Annotated in this window: 15 protein-coding genes and 2 pseudogenes; 8 read left to right on the top strand and 9 right to left on the bottom strand. The window is 69.6% G+C overall.

Going from position 1 to position 20,601, the window contains the following annotated elements; genetic code table 11:
* Positions 1-49: 49 nt before the first annotated feature.
* The 3 genes and pseudogenes from AC07AZ_RS25445 to AC07AZ_RS25435 all read right to left on the bottom strand — a co-directional run.
* Positions 50-340 (bottom strand): annotated as a pseudogene (locus AC07AZ_RS25445) (IS5/IS1182 family transposase); the annotation flags it as partial.
* A 115-nt stretch (positions 341-455) separates the two neighbouring features.
* On the bottom strand, positions 456-3,176 hold the full coding sequence (locus tag AC07AZ_RS25440) for a glycoside hydrolase family 2 protein (RefSeq protein ID WP_478851528.1): 2,721 nt from the start codon (positions 3,174-3,176) through the stop codon (positions 456-458).
* 129 nt (positions 3,177-3,305) lie between these two features.
* Entirely contained in the window at positions 3,306-4,487 is a 1,182-nt protein-coding gene (locus tag AC07AZ_RS25435) for an ROK family protein (RefSeq protein WP_478851526.1), read from the bottom strand.
* Positions 4,488-4,713: 226 nt separating this feature from the next.
* On the opposite strand from AC07AZ_RS25435, the gene AC07AZ_RS25430 reads away from it, so the two are divergent.
* From AC07AZ_RS25430 to AC07AZ_RS25420, 3 genes are all read left to right on the top strand, one after another.
* Positions 4,714-6,168 carry an APC family permease gene (locus AC07AZ_RS25430; RefSeq protein WP_478851524.1) on the top strand — a complete coding sequence of 485 codons (1,455 nt, stop codon included), beginning with the start codon at positions 4,714-4,716 and terminating at the stop codon, positions 6,166-6,168.
* A 655-nt stretch (positions 6,169-6,823) separates the two neighbouring features.
* Positions 6,824-8,509 (top strand): ribonuclease J, encoded by a 1,686-nt coding sequence (locus tag AC07AZ_RS25425; protein ID WP_478851522.1) that lies wholly within the window; start codon positions 6,824-6,826, stop codon positions 8,507-8,509.
* 100 nt (positions 8,510-8,609) lie between these two features.
* A complete protein-coding gene (locus AC07AZ_RS25420) occupies positions 8,610-9,347 on the top strand; it encodes a polyamine aminopropyltransferase (protein ID WP_478851521.1) in 738 nt (245 codons plus the stop codon).
* 244 nt (positions 9,348-9,591) lie between these two features.
* On the opposite strand, the gene AC07AZ_RS25415 is transcribed toward AC07AZ_RS25420, so the two are convergent.
* Positions 9,592-9,963 (bottom strand): fic family toxin-antitoxin system, toxin component, encoded by a 372-nt coding sequence (locus AC07AZ_RS25415; RefSeq protein WP_478851519.1) that lies wholly within the window; start codon positions 9,961-9,963, stop codon positions 9,592-9,594.
* Entirely contained in the window at positions 9,960-10,217 is a 258-nt protein-coding gene (locus AC07AZ_RS25410; protein WP_478851517.1) for a hypothetical protein, read from the bottom strand. Before AC07AZ_RS25410 ends, AC07AZ_RS25415 begins: the two co-directional genes overlap by 4 nt.
* Positions 10,218-10,483: 266 nt before the next feature.
* Between AC07AZ_RS25410 and AC07AZ_RS25405 the strand changes: the two genes are divergently transcribed.
* The 3 genes from AC07AZ_RS25405 (at position 10,484) to AC07AZ_RS25395 (ending at position 14,347) form a co-directional block, all read left to right on the top strand.
* Positions 10,484-10,981: a peptidylprolyl isomerase gene (locus AC07AZ_RS25405; protein WP_478851515.1), complete on the top strand. Its 498-nt coding sequence runs from the start codon at positions 10,484-10,486 to the stop codon at positions 10,979-10,981.
* Positions 10,982-11,452: 471 nt separating this feature from the next.
* Complete coding sequence (locus AC07AZ_RS25400; protein ID WP_478851514.1) at positions 11,453-12,112, top strand: MSMEG_1061 family FMN-dependent PPOX-type flavoprotein; 660 nt, start codon at positions 11,453-11,455, stop codon at positions 12,110-12,112.
* A 375-nt stretch (positions 12,113-12,487) separates the two neighbouring features.
* Complete coding sequence (locus AC07AZ_RS25395) at positions 12,488-14,347, top strand: M1 family metallopeptidase (RefSeq protein ID WP_478851512.1); 1,860 nt, start codon at positions 12,488-12,490, stop codon at positions 14,345-14,347.
* A gap of 365 nt (positions 14,348-14,712) precedes the next feature.
* Here AC07AZ_RS25395 and AC07AZ_RS25390 read toward each other — a convergent pair whose 3' ends face one another.
* From AC07AZ_RS25390 to AC07AZ_RS25375, 4 genes are all read right to left on the bottom strand, one after another.
* The gene (locus tag AC07AZ_RS25390; protein ID WP_478851511.1) at positions 14,713-15,630 is read right to left on the bottom strand and encodes an NADP-dependent oxidoreductase; all 918 of its coding nucleotides are present in this window, start codon (positions 15,628-15,630) and stop codon (positions 14,713-14,715) included.
* A 598-nt stretch (positions 15,631-16,228) separates the two neighbouring features.
* On the bottom strand, positions 16,229-17,548 hold the full coding sequence (locus AC07AZ_RS25385) for a phosphatase PAP2 family protein (protein WP_478851509.1): 1,320 nt from the start codon (positions 17,546-17,548) through the stop codon (positions 16,229-16,231).
* 689 nt (positions 17,549-18,237) lie between these two features.
* Positions 18,238-18,378, bottom strand: coding sequence for a hypothetical protein (locus AC07AZ_RS25380; RefSeq protein WP_478851508.1), 141 nt, complete (start codon positions 18,376-18,378; stop codon positions 18,238-18,240).
* 461 nt (positions 18,379-18,839) lie between these two features.
* The gene (locus AC07AZ_RS25375; protein WP_478851506.1) at positions 18,840-19,199 is read right to left on the bottom strand and encodes an excisionase; all 360 of its coding nucleotides are present in this window, start codon (positions 19,197-19,199) and stop codon (positions 18,840-18,842) included.
* Between the two features lie 68 nt (positions 19,200-19,267).
* Here AC07AZ_RS25375 and AC07AZ_RS25370 point away from each other — a divergent pair, with 68 nt between their 5' ends.
* Together AC07AZ_RS25370 and AC07AZ_RS25365 are read left to right on the top strand one after the other, a co-directional pair.
* Positions 19,268-20,239 carry a Clp protease N-terminal domain-containing protein gene (locus AC07AZ_RS25370; RefSeq protein WP_478851502.1) on the top strand — a complete coding sequence of 324 codons (972 nt, stop codon included), beginning with the start codon at positions 19,268-19,270 and terminating at the stop codon, positions 20,237-20,239.
* A 63-nt stretch (positions 20,240-20,302) separates the two neighbouring features.
* Positions 20,303-20,476 (top strand): annotated as a pseudogene (locus AC07AZ_RS25365) (hypothetical protein); the annotation flags it as partial.
* Positions 20,477-20,601: the final 125 nt, after the last annotated feature.

Here is a 20,601-nt window from a genome sequence, read left to right as displayed (position 1 = left end):
GGCGGGAGCCGCCGACGTGTACAGCCCGCCCGGGCCCCCTGATCGCGTACAAACCCGTGGTGCGGAACCCGGTGATCACGTGGTGCTTCGAGCCCGCCCAGCGCCGGCCGACCGGCGATGGCCCCGTGTGCTGCCCCCTTTCAGCGCCCTGACGCGGGAGGAGTCGACCGCACGGCGGGACCGCTCCAGCCGCACGGCCGGGTTCAACGCGGCCGGCAGGACCTCGTGCAGCCGCTGCCGGACGCCGGCCTCGTTCCAGTCACACAGGAGCCGCCAGCACGTCATGCCCTGGCGAACCCAGCTCCTGCGGCAGGTACTCCCACTGACTGCCGGCGTGCAGCCGCCAGCCTTTATGGAGCCCTACTCCGCAGACGTCGTTCATGATCGACGACGCAGCGCTCGACGTGAGCTGAACCCCACGGGGGGTGGGCCGGGCCGGACCACCCCCCGTCGGATCAGGCCGCCGGAACCGTGCGCTCCGGCGTGTTCCACCCGGAGACCCGCACCCGCGGCTGGGACCCGTGCAGATCAGTCGTCCGGTACGTGGCCGTCAGGGTGACCGACTCTCCGGGCCAGAGACTGACCTCGTTGTCGGACCACCGCACCGGCAGCACCGGCTTCCCCGCCGTGTCCACCAGGTGTACGTCCGTCAGCAGCGACGGCGTCCTGCCGCCGTCCGTGTTGCGCACGGTGACCGTCGTGGTCGACGTGTCACCCGACGAGGTCGTCGACGCCGTCGCCGACACCGGAGCCTGCGCCATGGAACTCAGGCCCTTCAGGTCCGCGTAGCTCGTCGTCGGCGTGTAGTACCAGTCGGTGTTGTCCCAGTCGAGCGTGTCGGGCTTGGTGGAGAGCCAGTAGACGTTGCGGCTCACCTCCGTGCCCGTGGAGTCGCTCAGGACCAGGCGCGCGAGGTAGGTCGTCGACAGACCGCTCACCGACGAGGGCAGCGTGAGCGCGGTGCCGCGCGCGCCGTCGCCGCCCACCGTCACTCCGGTGACGGTCCTGTCGTACTTCTGCGTGCCGTCGGTGTTGAAAAGCGTGGCGCGGGCGGTGAGGCCGGACGCGGAGGCGTGCCGGTTGTTCACCACGACGACCGAACGGTTGTCGTACGAGTACTGGACGTGCAGCGGCTCGTTGGCCTTCCTCGCCCCGAAGTAGGCGCCGCCCTGGTCGAGGTAACGGTCCATCAGCTGCCAGTGGAGCGAGGTCCAGCCGCTGTTGAACATCCAGTAGACGACCCCGGTGGAGGGCTTCGAGGAGTCGGTGGCGTTGCGTCCGTACGCCTCGAACTGGGCCCGGACGTTCTCGTACTGGGCCAGTTGCGCCTTGCGTACGTAGTCGGTGAGGCTGCTGGGCGCTCCGTAGCGTCCGGCCAGCGCGTCGTCGTAGAGCTTCAGGGTGCTGAAGGTCGACGACGGTGAACGGTGGTACTGCTTGGCGCTCGGGTTCTTCCAGAGGGTGTCGAGTTCTGCCGGGCTCATCATGCGGCGCAGTGTGTCGAGCGTGGGGATGTCGGGGCCCGCGCTGGTCTCGGAGTTGAAGCCGGTGGCGCCGCCCTCGCGCTTGGTGTACCAGTAGTTCGGCGGGACCCAGTCGTAGGGGCCGGACATCTTCATGCCCGAACGTCCACTGATGGGTGAGGAGTTGTCGGACGCGGCCGCGACCACGGGGGTGGGCCAGTCGGCGGCCTTCAGGGCGTCGAGGTAGGTCTTCTCGATCGTCGCGTCGGGAGCGAAGTCGCTGCCGATGAGGAAGGAGATGACACTCGGGTGGTCGCGCAGCCGGGCGGCCTCGGCGGCCATCGACGCCCCCGCGACCGGGTAGTCCTCGGCGGTCCACTTGTCGCCCGGCTCGCCGCCGTTGACGTTGCCCTCCCACTTGTCGCAGCACTCCCAGCCGGGCAGCGTGAGGATGCCGTACCGGTCCGCGAGGTCGAAGAACTCGTCCGGCTCGATGTGCCCTTCGAGGCGGATGGTGTTGAGGCCGAGGTCGAGCGCGTACTTCAGCCGGTCCTCGACGTATGTCCTGTCCCAGCGCAGGAACTCGTCGGGCGACCAGCCGCCGCCCCGGATGAGCAGCTTGCGTCCGTTGACGCTGTACTGCCGGGCACCGTCGGAGTTGAGGGGGGCCTTCACGTCGCGGATGCCGAAGTTCTCGTGCGCCGCGTCCGAGACGGTGCCGGCGACGGACGCGGTGAGGTCGAGGGCGTACAGCGGCTGTCCGCCCATGCCCGCGGGCCACCACACCTTCGGCGAGGTCAGGTGCAGCCCGGGGACCTCGGCCGGAGCGAAGGTGACCGTCTTGGTCGCGTGAGCGGCCAGGGAGACGGACTTGCTGAACGAGATCGCGCCGACGCCGCCCGAGACGGTGGCGGTGACGGGCGAGTCCGAGTCGTTGCGGGCCCGGGCCTTGACCGTCAGGTCCGCGGTGGAGAGGGACGGCACATCGAGATCGGTGACGACGTGCGCGTCGCGCAGGGCGACCGGGCCGCCGCGCCGCACCAGCACATCGCGCACGATCCCCATGTTCTCGTCGGGCGGCGGCTGCAGCCAGTCGATCCAGCCCATGGTGAGGTTCTTGCCGGGGTTGTTGGGCTGGATGCGGAAGGCCACCGTGTTGGTGCCCGCGTCCACCAGTGAGGTGACGTCCAGCTCGTGGCGGGTGTACGCGCCCGCCACGTCGGCGGCCTTGGCGACCTGCTGCCCGTTGACGTAGACGTCGGCCGCCGAGATCACCCCGCTGAAGTCGAGATACGTGCGCTCGGAGGTGTCGGCGACCGTGAAGTCCGAGCGGTACCACCAGGGAACCTGGAAGTCGGCCTTGGGGATCTGCTGCTGGTTGGTCGAGTAGAACGGGTCGGCGTACTTGCCGTCCGCCAGCAGCGCCGCGAGCACCGTGGAGCGGGAGCCCGCCGGATACCAGCCACTCGCCGGATAGCCCGGGGAGGAAACGGCGGCCGCGGAGTCGGTGACCTTCGCGGTCGACTGGATGGCGTAGCCGGACAGGGCGGTGGCACTGCCGGCGCGGGAGGCGACGGCGGTGGTCTGCGTCCGGTGGCGGGGCGGTGACGCGTCGCGGGCGCCGGCCCACGCGCTCGTGGAGAGCGTACAGAGCAGGCCCAGGGCGACGGCTGCCGTGGCGAGGCGGCGTCTGGCGGCAGGGCGGTGGAACACGTCTGTCTCCTAGGGAGTGGGGGGAGCATCCGCGCTACGGCACTGCAAGTTAGGAAACTTTACTAACTGCTTCTCAAGCTAGGGGCGCGGGCGAGACGTGTCAATCACCGTTGCCGGTGGGCGAGTTGGTCAGGACGCCGATCGTCGCTCGAACACCACGTCCCGCGCGGTCCCCAGAGCCGTGGCCACCGCGCCCAGCAGCACCGCGTCCTCACCGAGCCGGCTGGGCACGATCTTCGGCCGCAGGGGGGTGAGCGCGCGCAGGTTCTCCCGTACGGGGCGCAGCAGCAGGTCCACGCTGTGCCCCACCCCGCCGCCCAGGACGACGAGATCAGGGTCGAGCACAGCCGCGGCCGCCGCGACCGTGTGCGCGATCCGCTCGCTCTCCAGCTCGACCGCCTTGACCGCGGCGGGATGTCCCTGCCGGGCCGAGTCGAAGACCGCCTTCGCGGTGAGCTGCCCGGTCATCCCGAACCTCCGCGCCGACTCCACGACCGCCACCCCCGAGACGGCGTCCTCCAGCGTCCGAAGCCGCTGCTGCCCGGGCCACGGCAGGAACCCGATCTCCCCGGCACCGCCGTGCGCCCCGGTGAACACCCGGCCCTCGCTGACCACGCCCATGCCGAGCCCCGTACCGATCATGATGTACGCGAAGAGCCTGCTGCCCGCGCCGACGCCGTACGTGTACTCGCCGAGCGCCGCCAGATTGGCGTCGTTGTGGACCTCCAGCGGTACGCCCAGCTCCTCACGCATCCGGTCGACCAGCCCGGCCCGCCCCCAGCCCGGCAGATGCATCGCGAAGCGCACCCGCCGCCGATCCGCGTCGTAGACGCCCGGCGTGCCCACCACGGCGTGGGCCACCTCGGCATGGGCGACACCGGAGTTCGCGACCACCTGCCGGGCCGTGGCGACCACCAGATCGGCCAGGGCGCCGGAGGAGCGGGCCCGGTTGCGCACGTCCGCGCGGGCCACCAGCTCGCCGTCCAGGTTGGCGAGCGCCACCCGCAGCCAGCCGCGCCCGATGTCGATGCCGAGCGCGTACCCGGCGGACGGGTCCGGGGCGTAGAGGACGGCGACCCGGCCGCGTTCCGGCGCGTGCGTGCCGACCTCGTGCACCAGGCCAGCCTCCGCCAGGGCCGCCAGCGCGCTGGAGACGGTCGGCTTCGACAGGCCGGTCTCCCGGGCGAGTTGCGCGCGTGAAGCGGCGCCGGCGGAACGCAGCCGGTCCAGGAGCAGGCGCTCGTTGGTGCTGCGCAACCGCTGGCGGTTCCACGGCTGGTCGGGCTGCGCTGCGACGTCACTGGCGGGCATCGCACCATTCTCACGCATGTGGGACACCCTCTTGACGCATCTAGTAAGGCTCCTTAACTTTATCGCGCAAGCGAGAGTCTGTGCCTGAGAACAGGCTCTCAGCCTCGCCGGGCGAGCCAAGGGGAGCCCTGCGTCGGCCGGATACCCGCCGCCCTTGATCCGTCGGCCGCCGAGTGGCGTCGGTCGGCACGTCTGCCTCTCCCCGCGTCCCGCTTCAGGAGGACCCATGTCCGGTAGCCCGCCGCCCGAGGGTGGCTTCGTCCGCCGTCTCGGCCTGTTCCAGGCGACCACCATCAACATGAGCCAGATGTGCGGCATCGGGCCGTTCGTGACGATCCCGCTGATGGTCGCCGCGTTCGGCGGCCCGCAGGCGGTGATCGGCTTCCTCGCGGGCGCGCTGCTGGCCCTCGCCGACGGCCTGGTCTGGGCCGAACTGGGCGCGGCGATGCCCGGCTCCGGCGGCAGCTATGTGTACCTGCGCGAGGCCTTCCAGTACCGCACCGGACGGCTGATGCCGTTCCTGTTCGTCTGGACGGCCATGATCTTCATCCCGCTGATCATGTCCACCGGCGTGGTCGGCTTCGTGCAGTACCTCGGCTATCTGGCACCGGACATGGGCAGGACGACCGGCGACCTGGTCGGCCTCGGCATGATCCTTCTGGTGGTCGTCCTGCTGTGGCGGGGCATCGAGCACATCGCCCGGATCACGGCCGTGATGTGGGCCGTCATGATCACCTCGGTCCTCCTGGTGATCGTGGCCGCGGCCACCGACTTCAGCGCGGACCTGGCCTTCACCTACCCGGCACACGCCTTCGACCTCACCGGCAACCACTTCTGGCTGGGCTTCGCCGCCGGCCTGACGATCGGCATCTACGACTACCTCGGCTACAACACCACCGCGTACATGGGCGCCGAGCTCAAGGACCCGGGCCGGACGCTGCCGCGCTCCATCATCCTCTCCATCGTCGGCATCATGGCCATCTACCTGCTGCTGCAGATCGGCACGCTCGGCGTCATCGACTGGCACCGGATGACGGACGCGGACGACATCGCCTCGACCTCCGTCGCCTCGGCGGTCCTGGAGAAGACCTGGGGCAAGGGGGCGGCCGACACGGTCACGGTCCTCATTCTGATCACCGCGTTCGCCTCCGTCTTCACCGGCCTTCTGGGCGGCTCCCGCGTCCCGTACGACGCGGCCCGCGAACGGGTCTTCTTCCGCCCCTACGCCAAGCTGCACCCCAGGCACCGCTTCCCCATGCTGGGCCTGGCCACCATGGGGGTGGTGACGGCGATCGGTTTCCTCATCGGCCGCCACACGGACCTGGCGACCCTGATCCAGCTCCTCACCACGGTGATGGTCCTCGTCCAGGCGCTCGCCCAGATCGCCGCGGTGACGGTCCTGCGCAGGCGGCAGCCGCACCTGCGCCGCCCGTACAAGATGTGGCTGTACCCCCTGCCCAGCCTGCTCGCCCTCGTCGGCTGGCTGGTGATCTACGGCTACGCAGACAAGAACTCGCCCGGCCGCCATCCCATCGAATGGTCGCTGGCCTGGCTGGGTCTCGGCATCGTGGCGTACGTGTTGTGGGCGCGCTTCGAGAAGGTCTGGCCGTTCGGACCGAAGGAGATCACGGAGGAATTCCTCACCGCGCCGGTCCCGGACGCGGAGCCCGCGCAGTCGTAGGAGAGGGGCGGGCGCGCGTACGCCGGGGTGGTCGGCCCGCCCGGGTCCGAGCCGGCCATCCCCGTATGCACGCCCGATGACGGCGGGAGGTACGGGCTCGGCTGCTCCGCGCAGCGCAGCGCACCGCACCGCACCGCCCGGCGGATCTCCGTCGTCGGACCGCCCTCGTGGGACGGGCGCTCCGGCGGCTCGACACCTTGCCGGGTGGCTCGGTTCCGAACCGTTGACGGCTGAGGGCTGTGTCGTGTGCCGGTAGTTGATCGTCAGTGGTTGCGTGACTTCCGCTGCTGGTGCGTCAGTTCCTCGCCGGGGCCCGAAGTTGGAAGCCTTGCCCGGTAGCTTTTGGGTGCACCTACCCCCTGCAAAAAATCATGGGATCGGTCGCTGATCTTGGGATCGGGTCGGGGGTGCGGGTGGCGCCCGGCGACGTGTCCCCGGTGCAGGCCGCGGTCGGCGATGCCGTGGACGGCGTCTAGGCAAGCGGTACCGGCGACGCCAAGGACGCCAAGGACGCCAAGGGTCAGGAGGCGGGATCCGCCTTCACCGCGTCTCGTTCCCCCCTGGCAGGAGTCGTGGCGCCCAGTCGTCGCACCGCCCCTCGCTCCAACCCCCGGGTGGTGGATCACACCGCCACACTCTTCGGTAACGTATGGATATGAGCCATCCGCACCCAGAACTCAAAGCCGCCCCACCGCTGCCCGAAGGCGGGCTGCGGGTGACCGCCTTGGGCGGCTTGGGCGAAATCGGTCGCAACATGACCGTCTTCGAGTACGCAGGCAAGCTGTTGATCGTGGACTGCGGCGTGCTGTTCCCCGAGGAGAACCAGCCCGGGGTGGACGTGATCCTGCCCGACTTCACCTCGATCCGGGACCGCCTGGACGACATCGTGGCCGTCGTGCTCACCCACGGCCATGAGGATCACATCGGGGGCGTGCCCTATCTGCTGCGCGAGCGGGCGGACATCCCGGTCGTCGGCTCGAAGCTCACCCTCGCGTTCCTGGAGGCCAAGCTCAAGGAGCACGGAATCAGGCCCCGCACGGTGCGCGTGCGTGAGGGCGATCGGCGTGGCTTCGGCCCGTTCGACTGTGAGTTCGTGGCCGTCAACCACTCCATCCCGGACGGACTCGCGGTGGCCCTGCGGACCGGAGCCGGCCTGGTGCTGCACACCGGCGACTTCAAGATGGACCAGTTCCCCCTGGACGACCGGATCACCGACCTGCGCGCCTTCGCCCGTCTCGGCGAGGAGGGCGTGGACCTGTTCCTCACCGACTCCACCAACGCCGAGGTCCCCGGCTTCACCACCTCCGAACGCGAGCTGAACCCCGCGATCGAACAGGTCATCCGCACCGCGCCACGCCGTGTCATCGTCTCCAGCTTCGCCAGCCATGTGCACCGTATCCAGCAGGTGCTGGACGCCGCCCACCAGCATGGCCGCAAGGTCGCCTTCGTGGGCCGCTCGATGGTTCGCAACATGGGCATCGCCCGCGATCTCGGCTACCTCAAGGTCCCGTCCGGCCTGGTCGTGAACGCCAAAGAGCTGGAGCAGCTCCCGGACCACCGGATCACCTTGGTATGCACGGGCTCCCAGGGTGAGCCGATGGCCGCCCTGTCGCGGATGGCCAACCGCGACCACGCGATCCGCATCGGCAAGGGCGACACCGTACTGCTCGCCAGTTCCCTCATCCCCGGCAACGAGAACGCCATCTACCGGGTGATCAACGGTCTGACCCGGTGGGGTGCCAACGTCGTCCACAAGGGCAACGCCAAGGTGCACGTCTCCGGCCACGCCAGCGCCGGTGAACTCGTCTACTGCTACAACATCGTCCGGCCCCGCAACGTCATGCCCGTCCACGGCGAGTTCCGCCACCTTCGGGCCAACGCCGACCTCGCCATCCGCACCGGTGTCGATCCCGACCGGGTCGTCATCGCGGAGGACGGTGTCGTTGTCGACCTCGTCGACGGGCGCGCCTCCATCACCGGCAAGGTGCCCGCCGGAAACGTTTACGTGGACGGCATGGAGGTCGGCGGCGCGACCGAGGCATCCCTCAAGGACCGGGTGACCCTCGCCCAGGAGGGCGTCATCACGGTCGTGGCCATCGTGGACGCCGACACCGGAGCCCTCGCCGAGGCCCCCGACTTCCTGGCGCGCGGCTTCGTCCACGACGACACCACCTTCGAGCCGGTCATCCCCGTCCTCGAGAAAACGCTGGCCAACGCCGCCAAGGAAGGCGTAGGTGACGCCCGCCAGCTGGAACAACTCATCGCCCGCGCCGTGGCCAACTGGGCCTTCCGCACGCATCGCCGCAGGCCGCTGATCATCCCCGTCATCATCGACGCCTGACCGAGTCCCCGCCGCGGATCCCCGCTCCCCCGCCGGGGCGGGGATCCGTCGCCGTCGGCGACGGCGCCCGCGCATCAACGAAGGCCAGAGAGGTGACCGGATGGGCCCGCGCTTCGAGGAGATCGACTGGCGACCGACACCGATCGGCGAGATCAGTCTGCGGCGCCGCCGCCACCCGGTCTCGGGAGAGAGCGTGTACGAGGTGAAGCTCGGCGACGAGTTCCTCATGTCCAGCCTCTTCACCACCGGCGAGATCGCGCTCACAGAACTCGGACTGGCCGAGCTGCCCGACACCGGACGGCCCGAACTCGACGTGGTCGTCGGCGGACTCGGGCTCGGCTACACCGCCCTTACGGCCCTGAACGATCCCCGGGTGCGCTCGCTGACCGTGATCGAAGCACTCCCCGAAGTCATCGACTGGCACCAGCGGCACCTGGTACCCCTCGGAGCCCAGCTCACCTCTGACGCCCGATGCCGCCTGGCGCACGGCGACTTCTTCGCGCTGGCCGCCGACCCCCGCGGCCTGGACACCGAGGCCCCCGGCCGTCGCTTCCATGCCGTCCTGCTGGACGTCGACCACTCACCACGCCATGTCCTGCACCCACGCCACGCGGCCCTCTACCAACCGGCCGGGCTCCGTGCCCTCGCCGAACACCTCCACCCCGAAGGAGTGTTCGCCCTGTGGTCGAACGACCCGCCCGACGAGGAGTTCACCTCCGCGCTCCAGGAGGTCTTCGCCCTGGCGGCGGCCCATGTCGTCGACTTCGCCAACCCGCTGCAAGGCGGCACCTCGACCAACACCGTCTACGTGGCCCGCAAGGCACCGGGCGCAGCGTAGGACGACGGCTCGGCCGGATCTGCCGTGCCACTCCAGTAGGGCACAACGACAGCTCCCGGTAGTAGCCCGGCACCAGCACGGCCCATGCGAGGACACGGCCGTTGTGGGGCGGCAACATCAACCTGTGCAGCGACTGCCCTGCGCTGAACCGGCCGTACAAGCCGTCACCGGCCTACCCACGGCCCCGGTCGACCACCCGGTCCGGAACTCGGGGTTTCCAGGCACGTCAGGGTTGTGAGGTACGTCAGGGTTTCCAGGTACGCAGGCAGGAGGCGATCCGGTCGGCGGTGCATCGAGGACTGTTCAGCTCATGAGCGAGCGCGGTGAGCTGTTCACGGGTGGGGTTGACGGGGACGTTGCCGGCCTCGAGGTACATGACGGCGACGGCACAGGCGACAGTGAGGTTGGAGCGCTCCAGCCAGCGGCAGCGGCCCAGGCTGTGCACCAGGGCGGCGGCTCGGGCGTAGGGACCGTCGTAGACGGGGGTGTCGAGGAGCTCAGCACGGTGGCGGGCGACTGCGGCGATGGGCACGCCGTAGTCGTCGGGGGCAGGGTCGCGATGCCCGGCCCGTTCCGCCACTTCGAGGATCCAGGATTCGTCGACGTGCAGGATCACGCGGTGGTACCCGGCTGAGGATCGGCGTACGGGGCGTCGAACTGCTCTTCCAGACCGTCGAGGAAATCGCCGTGCCCATCGATGAGCCGCTGGGCAGCCGTCATACCGGCGGCCCGGGCGCCGGTGGTGTCCTCGACGATCAGCCGCTCCACGTACTTGTTGAAGTCCAGCCGCCGGGCGCGCGCGGCGGCCTTGCCGGCTTCCAGTACGTGCTCCTCCAGCCTGATCTGCGTCTGCTTCTTGGCGGAAGTCACCCTCGGATGGTAGCAGGGTGGTAGCAGGAGAAGTCCTGGAGGAAACGTCGGCCGATCACCGACTCGTGGTTCGGTGCCTCCATGCCGCCGACAGCGGAGATCGCGTCGAGCTCCCGGCATTCCCCGGTACAGCGACGAAACAGGCGCGCAGAGCGCTGTCTCCCGGCCTGGCTGACGCCGTCGTCTGTGGCCACCGGCAAGCGTGCGAACCGCCGACCGGAGGGGCCGATGTGCGCTTGGGGTACTCCGGGTGTCAAGATGAAGCAATGTCCAACAACGTATTCTTCGACATCACCATCAACGGCGAGCCTGCGGGCCGGATCGTCTTCGAACTCTTCGACGACGTGGTTCCCAAGACCGCCAGGAACTTCCGCGAGCTCGCCACGGGCGAGCAGGGATTCGGCTACGAGGGCTCTTCCTTCCACCGCGTCATCCCCGACTTCATGCTTCAGGGCGGCGACTTCACCGCCGGCAACGGCACAGGCGGCCGCAGCATCTACGGTGAGAAGTTCGCCGACGAGAACTTCCAGCTCAAGCACACCAAGCCCGGCCAGCTCTCCATGGCCAACGCGGGGCCGAACACCAACGGCTCACAGTTCTTCATCACGACCATCGTCACCGACTGGCTTGACAACAAGCACGTCGTCTTCGGTGAGGTCGTCGAGGGCATGGACATCGTGAAGAAGATCGAGGGCCTGGGTTCGCGTTCCGGCACCCCTTCGGCGAAGATCACCATCGCCAAGTCGGGCGTCGTCGCGGGCTGACCTCTTCGCGTACGCGTCTGAGCCCGGCGACCTCATGACTCGTCCCGCTTCAGGCGCAGCGAGACGCCCCGGCCACACCAGCTGACGGCGAGCACGAAACCGCAGGCCGCAGACCGCCCCGAAGACCAGGCAGAACCATTGCAGCCGCCCGGGGCGGTCGGGTGCTGGAAGCCGACGGCCACCGCGTCAAAGAGCACCACGCGGCTGTCCGTCACTTCCAGCGACTGCTCTCAACGCGCGGGGCAGCACGCATCAGCTGCCGCCCGCGCCTTGTCTCCTGCTCAAGGATCTCGGGATCCGACCGCCGATCCCGCCGGCACCCGGCCGGGAAACGGATGTTGCCCATCCGCAGCTCCGCTCCCGCCCACTCGCTCCACACCTCGAAGCGCCGCCCGCGTGACTCCACTGCCCTCCTGGTCCATGCCCACGTAAAGCCACCGCCTCGCAGGTCGGCTCGCTAGGGTCACAGGCATGACGACACCCCTTGCCGACAGTGCCTTCGACTCGCTCCGCCTCGACGCCGTGCCCGACGAGGAGGCGTTGCGTCGGGCGTACGAACTCCCCGGCGAAGCGGCCGTCCGCAAGCAGATGACCGAACTCACCGAGCACACGCGGCGATTGATAGGTTGCTCATCGCTGGTCCTGGTCGCCAGCGCGGACGCCGAGGGCAACTGTGACGTCTCGCCGCGCGGCGGCCCTGCCGGGTTCGTCGCTGTCCTGGACGCCCGGACGGTGGCCATTCCGGACGCGACCGGCAACAAGCGGCTGGACACCTTGCAGAATGTCATCGCCACCGGACGGGCCGGGCTGCTGTTCGTCATCCCCGGTCGGACCACCACCCTGCGGGTGAACGGCCGGGCTGTCGTCTCCACCCGCCCGGAACTGCTGTCGCAGCTGACCGCCGTGGGGAAGCCGCCGGCCAGTGCGCTGGTGCTGGGGATCGAGGAGGTCTACCCGCACTGCCCCAAGTCGCTGCTGCGCAGCGGGGCCTGGAAGCCGGAGCAGTGGCTTTCGGCGGACGCCCAGCCCACCTCGGCCGAGGTGACGCTGGCCCAACTGCGGATGCCGGAGCTGACGATCGCCGACATCGAGCAGGCGGAGGCGGACTCGCTGAAGTACCGGTACGAGTAACGGGTCGACCTACGAGTGAACACCAGCCGGCCGAACCCTCAGGCCGGCACCGCCCTGATATCGATCGCGGGTCAGCCCGTTGGTGCCCGGGGCGCGGAGGACGCCGCCATCGCGTTGGCGGCGTCCTGGAATCCGCGGGTGAAGCGGTTCCTGCTTCGCGCCTGAGCCGCACCTTCTCCTCGATGCGCGCGTCCGTTCCTCCCGTGATGTACACCCCCTTCAACCTGTGGCATGCTCCGGTCAAATCTGCGAAGCTTCCTTCCGCGATGACGCAATCGCTGCGCGCACCCCACGCGGCCGCCCGTCGGCACACCCAGTCCGGCCGGGCGTCCACCGAGCAGGCCGGGATCCCGGCCGCCGCAAAAGGAGTTCCGTGTGAGACCGACCCCCCACAAGGCTTTCGCCGCCGGCGTGTTCGCCGTCGCCGCGCTGGCCGCCGTGTCGCTTCCCGTCACCCCGGCCGCCGCCGCGCCCGCCGCGGCGCCCGTAGCCGCCGCCTGCACCCCGGCCCAGGTGGTCGCCAACGGCGGTTTTGAGAGCGGCACTTCGTCCTGGACGACATCCTCGACCAGTGTGATCACCAGCCGCACCGGGCAGAGCGCGCACGGCGGCACCAGCTTCGCCTGGCTCGACGGCACCGGCACAACGCACACCGACACGCTCTCCCAGAACGTCACCATCCCTTCGGGATGCTCCCACGCCACCCTGACGTTCTGGTTGCACGTCGACACCACCGAGACGACGTCGTCCACCGCGTACGACAAGCTCACGGCGAAGATCGGCAGCACGACGCTGGCCACGTACTCGAACCTGAACAAGGCCACCGGCTATGTCCAGAAGTCCTTCGACGTGTCCGCCTTCGCCGGCCAGACCGTCAGCCTCGCCTTCACCGGCGTCGAGGACTCCAGCCTCCAGACGAGCTTCGTCCTCGATGACATCGCCCTCGACACCTCGGGCGACACCACCCCGCCGGCCGACTCCACCCGTACGCCGGCCGCGCCGTCGTACACCGTCAGCCTGACCAGCAACACCAGTGGCACCGGCTGGACCGGGCACGAGAGCACGACCTTCACCAACGCCTCGGCCACCCCGCTCACCGAGGTCTACCTGCGGCTGTGGGACAACTACCACGGCACCTGCTCGGCGATGCCGATCGTCGTCAGCAACGTGACCGGCGGCACCTCGGGCGCCCTGTCGGTCGGCTGCACGGCCCTGCAGATCGCCCTGCCGACCCCGCTGGCACAGGGCCAGTCGACCAGCATCGGCTTCGACCTCCAGATCACCGTCCCCAGCGGCGCCGACCGGTTCGGCTACGACGGCGCGTTCAGCATGATCGGCAACGCGCTGCCGGTGCTCGCGGTCAAGGACGGTTCGGGCTGGCACCTCGACCCGTACACCAACAACGGCGAGTCGTTCTACTCCCTGGCCGCCGACTTCAAGGTCACCCTCGACCACCCGACGAGCCTGTCGGTCCCGGCCACCGGCACCTCCGTCGACACCCCCGGCACCAGCGGGCGCACGGTGACCACGGCGACGGCGTCCAAGGTCCGCGACTTCGCGTGGGCGGCGGGCCCCTTCACCAAGATCTCCGGTACGTCGGCGGCGGGCACCCCGATCAACATCTACTCCGTCTCCGGCATCAGTTCCTCCAGCGCCCAGTCGATGCTCACCACCGCCAGGTCCGCGGTGGACGCCCACGCGGGCCGCTTCGGCGCCTACCCGTACGGCGAGCTGGACGCCGTGATCGACAACAACTTCTGGTTCGGCGGAATGGAGTACCCCGGATTCGTCCTCGACCTCGTCAGCACCACGGCACTCACCCATGAGATCGGACACCAGTGGTTCTACGGGATCGTCGGCGACGACGAGTACAACAACCCGTGGCTGGACGAGGCGTTCACCGACTACGCCACCGACCTCGCGCAGGGACTGACCGGCACCAACTGCTGGAACAACGTTTCCTGGGCCTCCTCGGCGGAGAACATCACCAACTCGATGGCCTACTGGGACGCCCACTCCTCCCGCTACTCCACCGTCGTCTACGGCTACGGCAAGTGCGCCCTGCACGACCTGCGCCGCGTCCTCGGTGACACGGCAATGGCCAAACTCCTCAAGGACTACGCCACTTCGCACTGGTACGGCGTCTCGACGACGGCCGAATTCAAGGCTGCGGCGCAGGCCGCCACGACCACGGACCTGACCTCGTTCTGGACCACGCACCGCATCATCGGCTGACCGGAGGGGCGTTCGCCGCGTCAGCCGAGCCGGCCGGCGAACGCCCCGTACCCCCACGCACCGAGGAGGACGAACGTGGCCTCCTCATCCGCGGCTCGACCACGGCGCCGACGACTGACCGATCAGGCGGGCCGACGACCCCGGCGCCGCGCGGCGGGCAGCGTCCGCGGGTTCACGGGGAACAGGTGCGCCACGCCCTCCGCGCATAGGTCGAGGGCGAGTTCGCAGAACATGGCGTTGGCCCAGCCGAACGACAATCGTCGCCGGAGACCCGGCCGAAGCCGTCACACGGCACTGGCCGGCAGCGGTGACATCACGTCGATGTTCCGAGGCAGCTGGTGGAGGCCCGTCCTGGCCGGTCGGGGCTACGGACGGAGCACGATCTTGCCGTGGGTGTGCCCCCGTTCCAGCTCGCGGAACGCGTCTCGCACACGCTCCAGCGGGTAGGTGCGAGCGATCGGCACCTCCAGCTCGCCGCGCGCGGCGAGCCGGGCCAGTCTGCCGAGCACGACCGCGCAGGCCGCCGAGCCTTCTCCGTAGGTCCGCGCACCGATTCGGGCCGCGGCCTGCCAGTCACGGATCGTGTTGATCCGCTCAGGGCGCACGCCCAACTCCACGGCCAGTTCCACGTAGCCGTCGCCGAACGTGTCGATGAACGCGTCGACGTTCCCGTCGGCGGCCTGCCGGATCCGCTCGGCCGCGCCTTCCCCGTACGCGACCGGGATGACACCACGGTCCTTCAGCCAGGCGTGGTTCCGCTCGCTCGCCAGGCCGATCACGGTGGCGCCGTGTCGCCGCGCGAGTTGCACGGCAAGCGATCCGACGCCGCCTGCCGCGCCGGACACCACGACCGTGTCGGCCGGTCCGGGATCCACCGCGAACACGGTGGCGTAGGCGGTCGTGCCGGCCACGTACAACGACCCGGCCACGTCCCAGGGCAGCCCCTCGGGACGGGAGACCAGGTTGACGTCGTCGACCACGACGAACTCGGCATGGCTCGCTCTGCCATGGGTGAAGCCCAGAACCTCGTCGCCCACCGCGAAGCCGCGCACCTGCGGGCCGGCCTCCAGCACCACGCCGGCGAGATCGCTGCCCTGCCCGGAGGGGAACGTCGCCGGCCAGCGGTCGTGCCGCGCGCCCTCGCGGATCATCACTTCGCCGGGCTGGATCCCGGCCGCGCGCACCTCGACCAGCACCTGCCCGGGGCCGGGTGCGGGGCGCTCCACCTCCTCCACCCGCAGCACATCGATGTCGCCGTACTCGTGGAACCGGACTGCCTTCATGGCATGATCACCGCGTTTCGTGGTCGGCAAGCCTTGGACGGGCACGCGGCGGATGCCGCACATCGACCGGTGGGCCCGGGCCCGTCGCCCTGTCACCAGACCCGCCGAGATCGCCTACGACCTCGGCGATGCCCGGCGGACACCGACGCCGGGAAGCTGGTGCGAGTCGCCGGGTGACCGTGGGCGATCGAGGAAGGCTCCCGGCCCCGCAGTACGAACGCAGCCTGGTCCGAAGCGAGGTGCACCGCAACGCCGGCTGGACGCGGCTCGTCACCCTCGCCATGCCGACCTGCGCCTTTCACGCGGCAACGAGGCTTCGGCGGCGAAAGATCGGAATGCGGAACGGGTCCACCGCGCCCCGGGCCCGCCGGCCGCTTCGTCTCCCTCCGGGCCACGGGCTGGTCGCAGTGGCGGCACAGGCGTCAGACCGTCGCCCGACACGGCGAACACCACCGACGGCTCCACTCCTGGGCGGGGTAGTCCACCGGGACCACCCCCGACACGCCGGGCAGGGCCGACTACGTCCTGGTCGACGCCTCCGAGCAGGCCAGACGCGGACGGCTCCCGGAGTACCAGCGGCATTCGGCACCGTCCGTCGTCAGACCAGTTCGGGCCGTGGTACCGGCTGCCGGGCGAGTACGGTCCCCGGTTCCCACGACGCGGTGGTCCGTGCGTAGCTGTAGACCACCGAGGTCATGGCCAGGAGGAGCAGGGGGCCGGCCAGCCAGGAGTGGACGGCCATCTCCACAGGCAGATAGCGGTAGGACACCAGGAGCGCGACGAAGACCGCCGAACCATGGGCGACCAGTCGGGTCCCCGACCGGTCCCAGCCGTGGTCGAAGGCGCGCACAGCCCCTTCGATCGTGAGCGTGAACACCACGCCGGCGATGAGGTCGGCGCCGTAGTGGTAGCCGAAGCCAAGCGTCGCGGCAAGGGTGGCGACCAGCCAGAACGTGCCGCCGTAGCGCAGTGCGCGCGGTCCCTTACGGGAGTGGATGAAGATCGCGGTGGCCCACGCCGTGTGCAGGCTCGGCATGCAGTTGCGCGGGGTGATCTCGTCGAACGGCATGCCGTGCGGGGCGCCGACCGGCGGCAGTGCCCGCGGCCACACGTCGGCCACGGCCCAGGGCACGCTGGGCGGCATGGACTGTGCCCACAGGCTGATTCCCTCCCAGTGCTCGGCGCCGGTGCCGTAGGCGAAGACCGGGCCGACCACCGGGAAGATCATGTAGAAGGCCGGCCCGAGGAGGCCGATCAGGAGGAAGGTGCGCACCAGGTGGTGGCGCGGGAAGCGGCGATCGGCGGCCACGTTGCGCAGTTGGTACAGCGCGACGAGGACCGCGGCGACGGGGAGCTGGCCGTAGACGAAGTCGAGGACGTTGAAGCCGATCGGGCCGGAGGCGGTGACGATCCGACCCACGAGCCAGGAAGGGTTGCCCAGCGCGTGGTCGGCGGTCGCCACGTACTGGTCGAGCACCATGGGACGGGTCCTGGAGGTGATTGCCAGCCAGGCGTCGCCGGTCTTGCGGCCCACAATCAGGAGCAGGGCGAGTCCCACGCCCTTCAGCAGCAGGACGCGTTCCCGGCCGGTACGGCGGGTGACGGCAAGGACCGCACAACCCAGGATGACCCACAGCGCGCCGTTGCCGAAGGGGTGGCCGTCGATCACCCTGATGCCGGCCGCCGAGCGGACCACCCAGAAGGCGACGTCGACGCCCATGGCCGCGCCGAGCGCGACGCACCGCTGCCGCCAGGTGAAAGTCACCAACATCAGCGCCATACCGGCGTACAGCAGGCCGCCGGATTTGGGCGGAAGGAGCACCTCCCGCCCCAGGGTGGTGATCGGCCCCGGCAGACCGTAGTGGCGTACGGCGAATTCGAGCGCTGTGAGGAACCCGAGAACCGCAACCGCCACCACAGCCCATAGCGCCACTTGTGGTTCACGCCGTATATGTATCACTTCAGACCGATTCACTAGATGCTTCCTACGCCCACCCGTTCTACCCGTCCGGGTAAGAGGGAAAGAACACCCCGCAGGTTCCGGACCCGCTCCGGCCTTCGCGCCGACGCGACCGCCCTCGCTGGAACCACCAGTCCGCCCCTTCCCGAATCGGCCCCACTCCGTCCTCCCCCGGACCACCTCACCACACCGCCGGAGGAGATCGAACACTCCGGCAGCGTCCCTCTACCCCGCCGCGCTCCTCACAGCCCCGACCGCGTCACCGGGCCGACCGGCGTGAACAACCGTTCGAGCGGACGCGGAAACGCAGACTGGCCTGGCGACACAGAGCGACAGAATGCACGGGATCGCCATGAAAAACCAGGTGGCGGATCAAACCGCTTCACCCCGTCGAGTGTCCGTCCAACGGAGCGCCTGCGGGATCGTGACGTTGATCGCCAGAGTACCCACTTCCAGGTCGCCGCTCATGGTCGGATGATTTCATGCGCGTCGCCGCAGCCGGGCGACAGGGCGAGACCCCTGGATGGAAGAGCCGCAGCCGTCTCGTGACGCCGTCCGCGCCGTCGCAGGGGGTTCCCAGATCGCGAGCGATACCCCGTGTCCGATCGTCCGGATCGTCCCGTGGACGGTGGCCCTGCAGCCGGTCATCAGCAGGGAGGCAGCAGCTCCGTGTCATGCGCCCAGCCATAGGCGTCGAGGTTCACGTCGGTCACCCACACGTTCCGGTGTCCGGTGTCGTCGTCGGTGAGGAGCCAGATCGAACTCGTACGGGCATTGTTCGTGTACACGACGCTGTTCGTGTAGCAGGAGAAGGAGTGGATGCCCGCGTACAGCGTGCCGGCGCGTGACCGCGGCTCGGGGGTGTAGTACGTCCACTGATCGGTCGCCGTGGTCAGGAAGACCCTGGAGTACGCGGCCGACGCGGAGTACGTGCTGAGCGGATCTCCGGCCGGGACTCCGGCTGTGCCGCCCCCGCCGGGAAGGCGCCGGCCAGGAGCCCGGCCGTGGCCAGGAGTGCGAGCAGCCCGCTTCGGAGAGTACGCATGGGCATCGGTCTTCTCCCCTGGGTGCCTGCCACCGTGACGAGGTCCGCCCCGGCGGTCGGTCCTGGCGGGCAACGTAGGTTCCGCCGACGGGTGGCCGCCATGGTTTCGACTGGTGTCGAAAGGTGAGTGCCTGGCAGGCCTTTCCCCTCAGCCGAGCCCGCCGAAATAGCCCAAAGGGCAGCACACCGACCCGCTCCTGCCGGTCACTTCCGCTCCAACGCGGCCAGCCGCAGCTCAAGTTGGTCAACCCGGTGCCGTAGCAACGTGACCTGGGCTTCCAGGCTGACCTCCCGCTCCGCCCTGCGCTGGATGCGCGGTGACGCGGCGGCGCGCTCGATCACCGCGTCCAGCCGGACCAGGCGCTGTGGCCCGTTCGGGCCGTCCACCAGCCGGGACTGGATCTCGCCGTTGCGATACCAGGACCGCAGGGCGGAGCGGGAGACGCCGGTCTCGGCCTCGGCCTTGGCCAGCGTCACCCAGGGTGTCTCGTCCAGTCGCTCGAACAGCTCCAGCTCGTTCTGCCAACGCGCGAGCCGGTCCTCCCAGTCCGACGGTGCGTCCATCACACCCTCCCTTCGTCATAGTCACCCTGTCAAACGCAGTGTATTGACAGGGTTGGGACCATGGAAGCATGACTTTTGAACGGTTCACGGTGAAGGCCCGCAAGGCGGTCGTCGCGGCCCAGGAGCAGGCGCGACTGCTCAACCACCACCACATCGGCACGGAGCACATCCTGTTGGGGCTGCTCGACGTGCCGGACAGCACGGGGGCCAAGGCTCTCCACCAGCTCGGGTACGACAAGGAGACGGCGCAGGCCGATATCGCCGCGCTGGTCCCGCCCGGCACGGAGGAACTGAGCGGCCACATCCCGTTCGCGCCGCGCGCGAAGCAGACACTGGAACTCGCCCTGCGCGAGGCGCAGCAGCTGCACCACAACTACATCGGTACGGAACACATCCTGCTCGCCCTGGTCAGGGAAGGTGAGGGCGTCGGCGCGACGGTGCTCGCCGAGCGGATCAATCCGATCAGCAGGATCCGTGCCACGGTGCTGGCATCAGTGGAGGGATCGCAGGACGTAGCCGCCGGCCCGTGGCCGGCCGGCACACCCGCCACCGAGGACACCGTGACCGCCGCCAGCGCCCTGGCCGGTGGCGCGCCGGTCGGCAGTCATCACCTGCTGGAGGCGATGCTGCGCGCGGAGAACAGCATGGCGGCCAAGGTGCTGCGCGAACTCGGGGTCGACCCGGACGCGGTCGCCGCCAAGATCGACGAACTGGATCCGGAGACGACGACGGACGCGAACCCGGAGGAAGCCGCCGCGCGCCAGATGGAAATCAGGCTGGTCGACGATGAGGTGCACCTGATCCTTCGGGACCCGGCCACGGTCGCGATCGCCAAGAAGGTCACCGCGCTGTCCAACGGCCCGATTCGGGGCGTCGGACCGGTCGCCGGCCTGTTCGTGCCGCTGTGGCGGTCGACCAACCACCTGCTGCTGCAGATCGAGCGCATGCTCGAACCGGAACCCGCGGAAGAGGACGGATCGGCCGTCGGCAAGGCGGCCAAGGTGGTGCGTACGGTGCTCGCGCACCGGCTCCGCCGGTGAACCCGCTGATCAGCGGGCCGGAGCCGGTCGGCAGCCCGAGGCCGACCAGGTCACCTGCGCACCGTGCGCCCAGGTAGGAGCCCGAGCAGCTCAGAACACCCCCGGCTTCCCAAGCCGGGGGTGCGAGTTCGCGACCTGTTCGTGATTCCCACCGGCACCCGCGCCTTGCGCACGCAGGTCCAGAAGCGTCTGACCAAGCACGTCGCCGACCGGCTGCGGAGTCACCTGCGGCCCAAGGGCGTCGGCGTGGTCGTCGAGGCCGAGCACATGTGCTTGACCCCGCGTGGCGTCCAGGGCCGCCGGCTCCAGCACCATGACCTCCACCCTGCTCGGCCTGCTGCGCACCGACGGCCGCTCCCGCA

Source organism: Streptomyces sp. NPDC043878, assembly GCF_056435735.1.
Note: the sequence above shows the minus strand (reverse complement) of the source record. Positions and strands in the feature narration are given on the sequence as shown.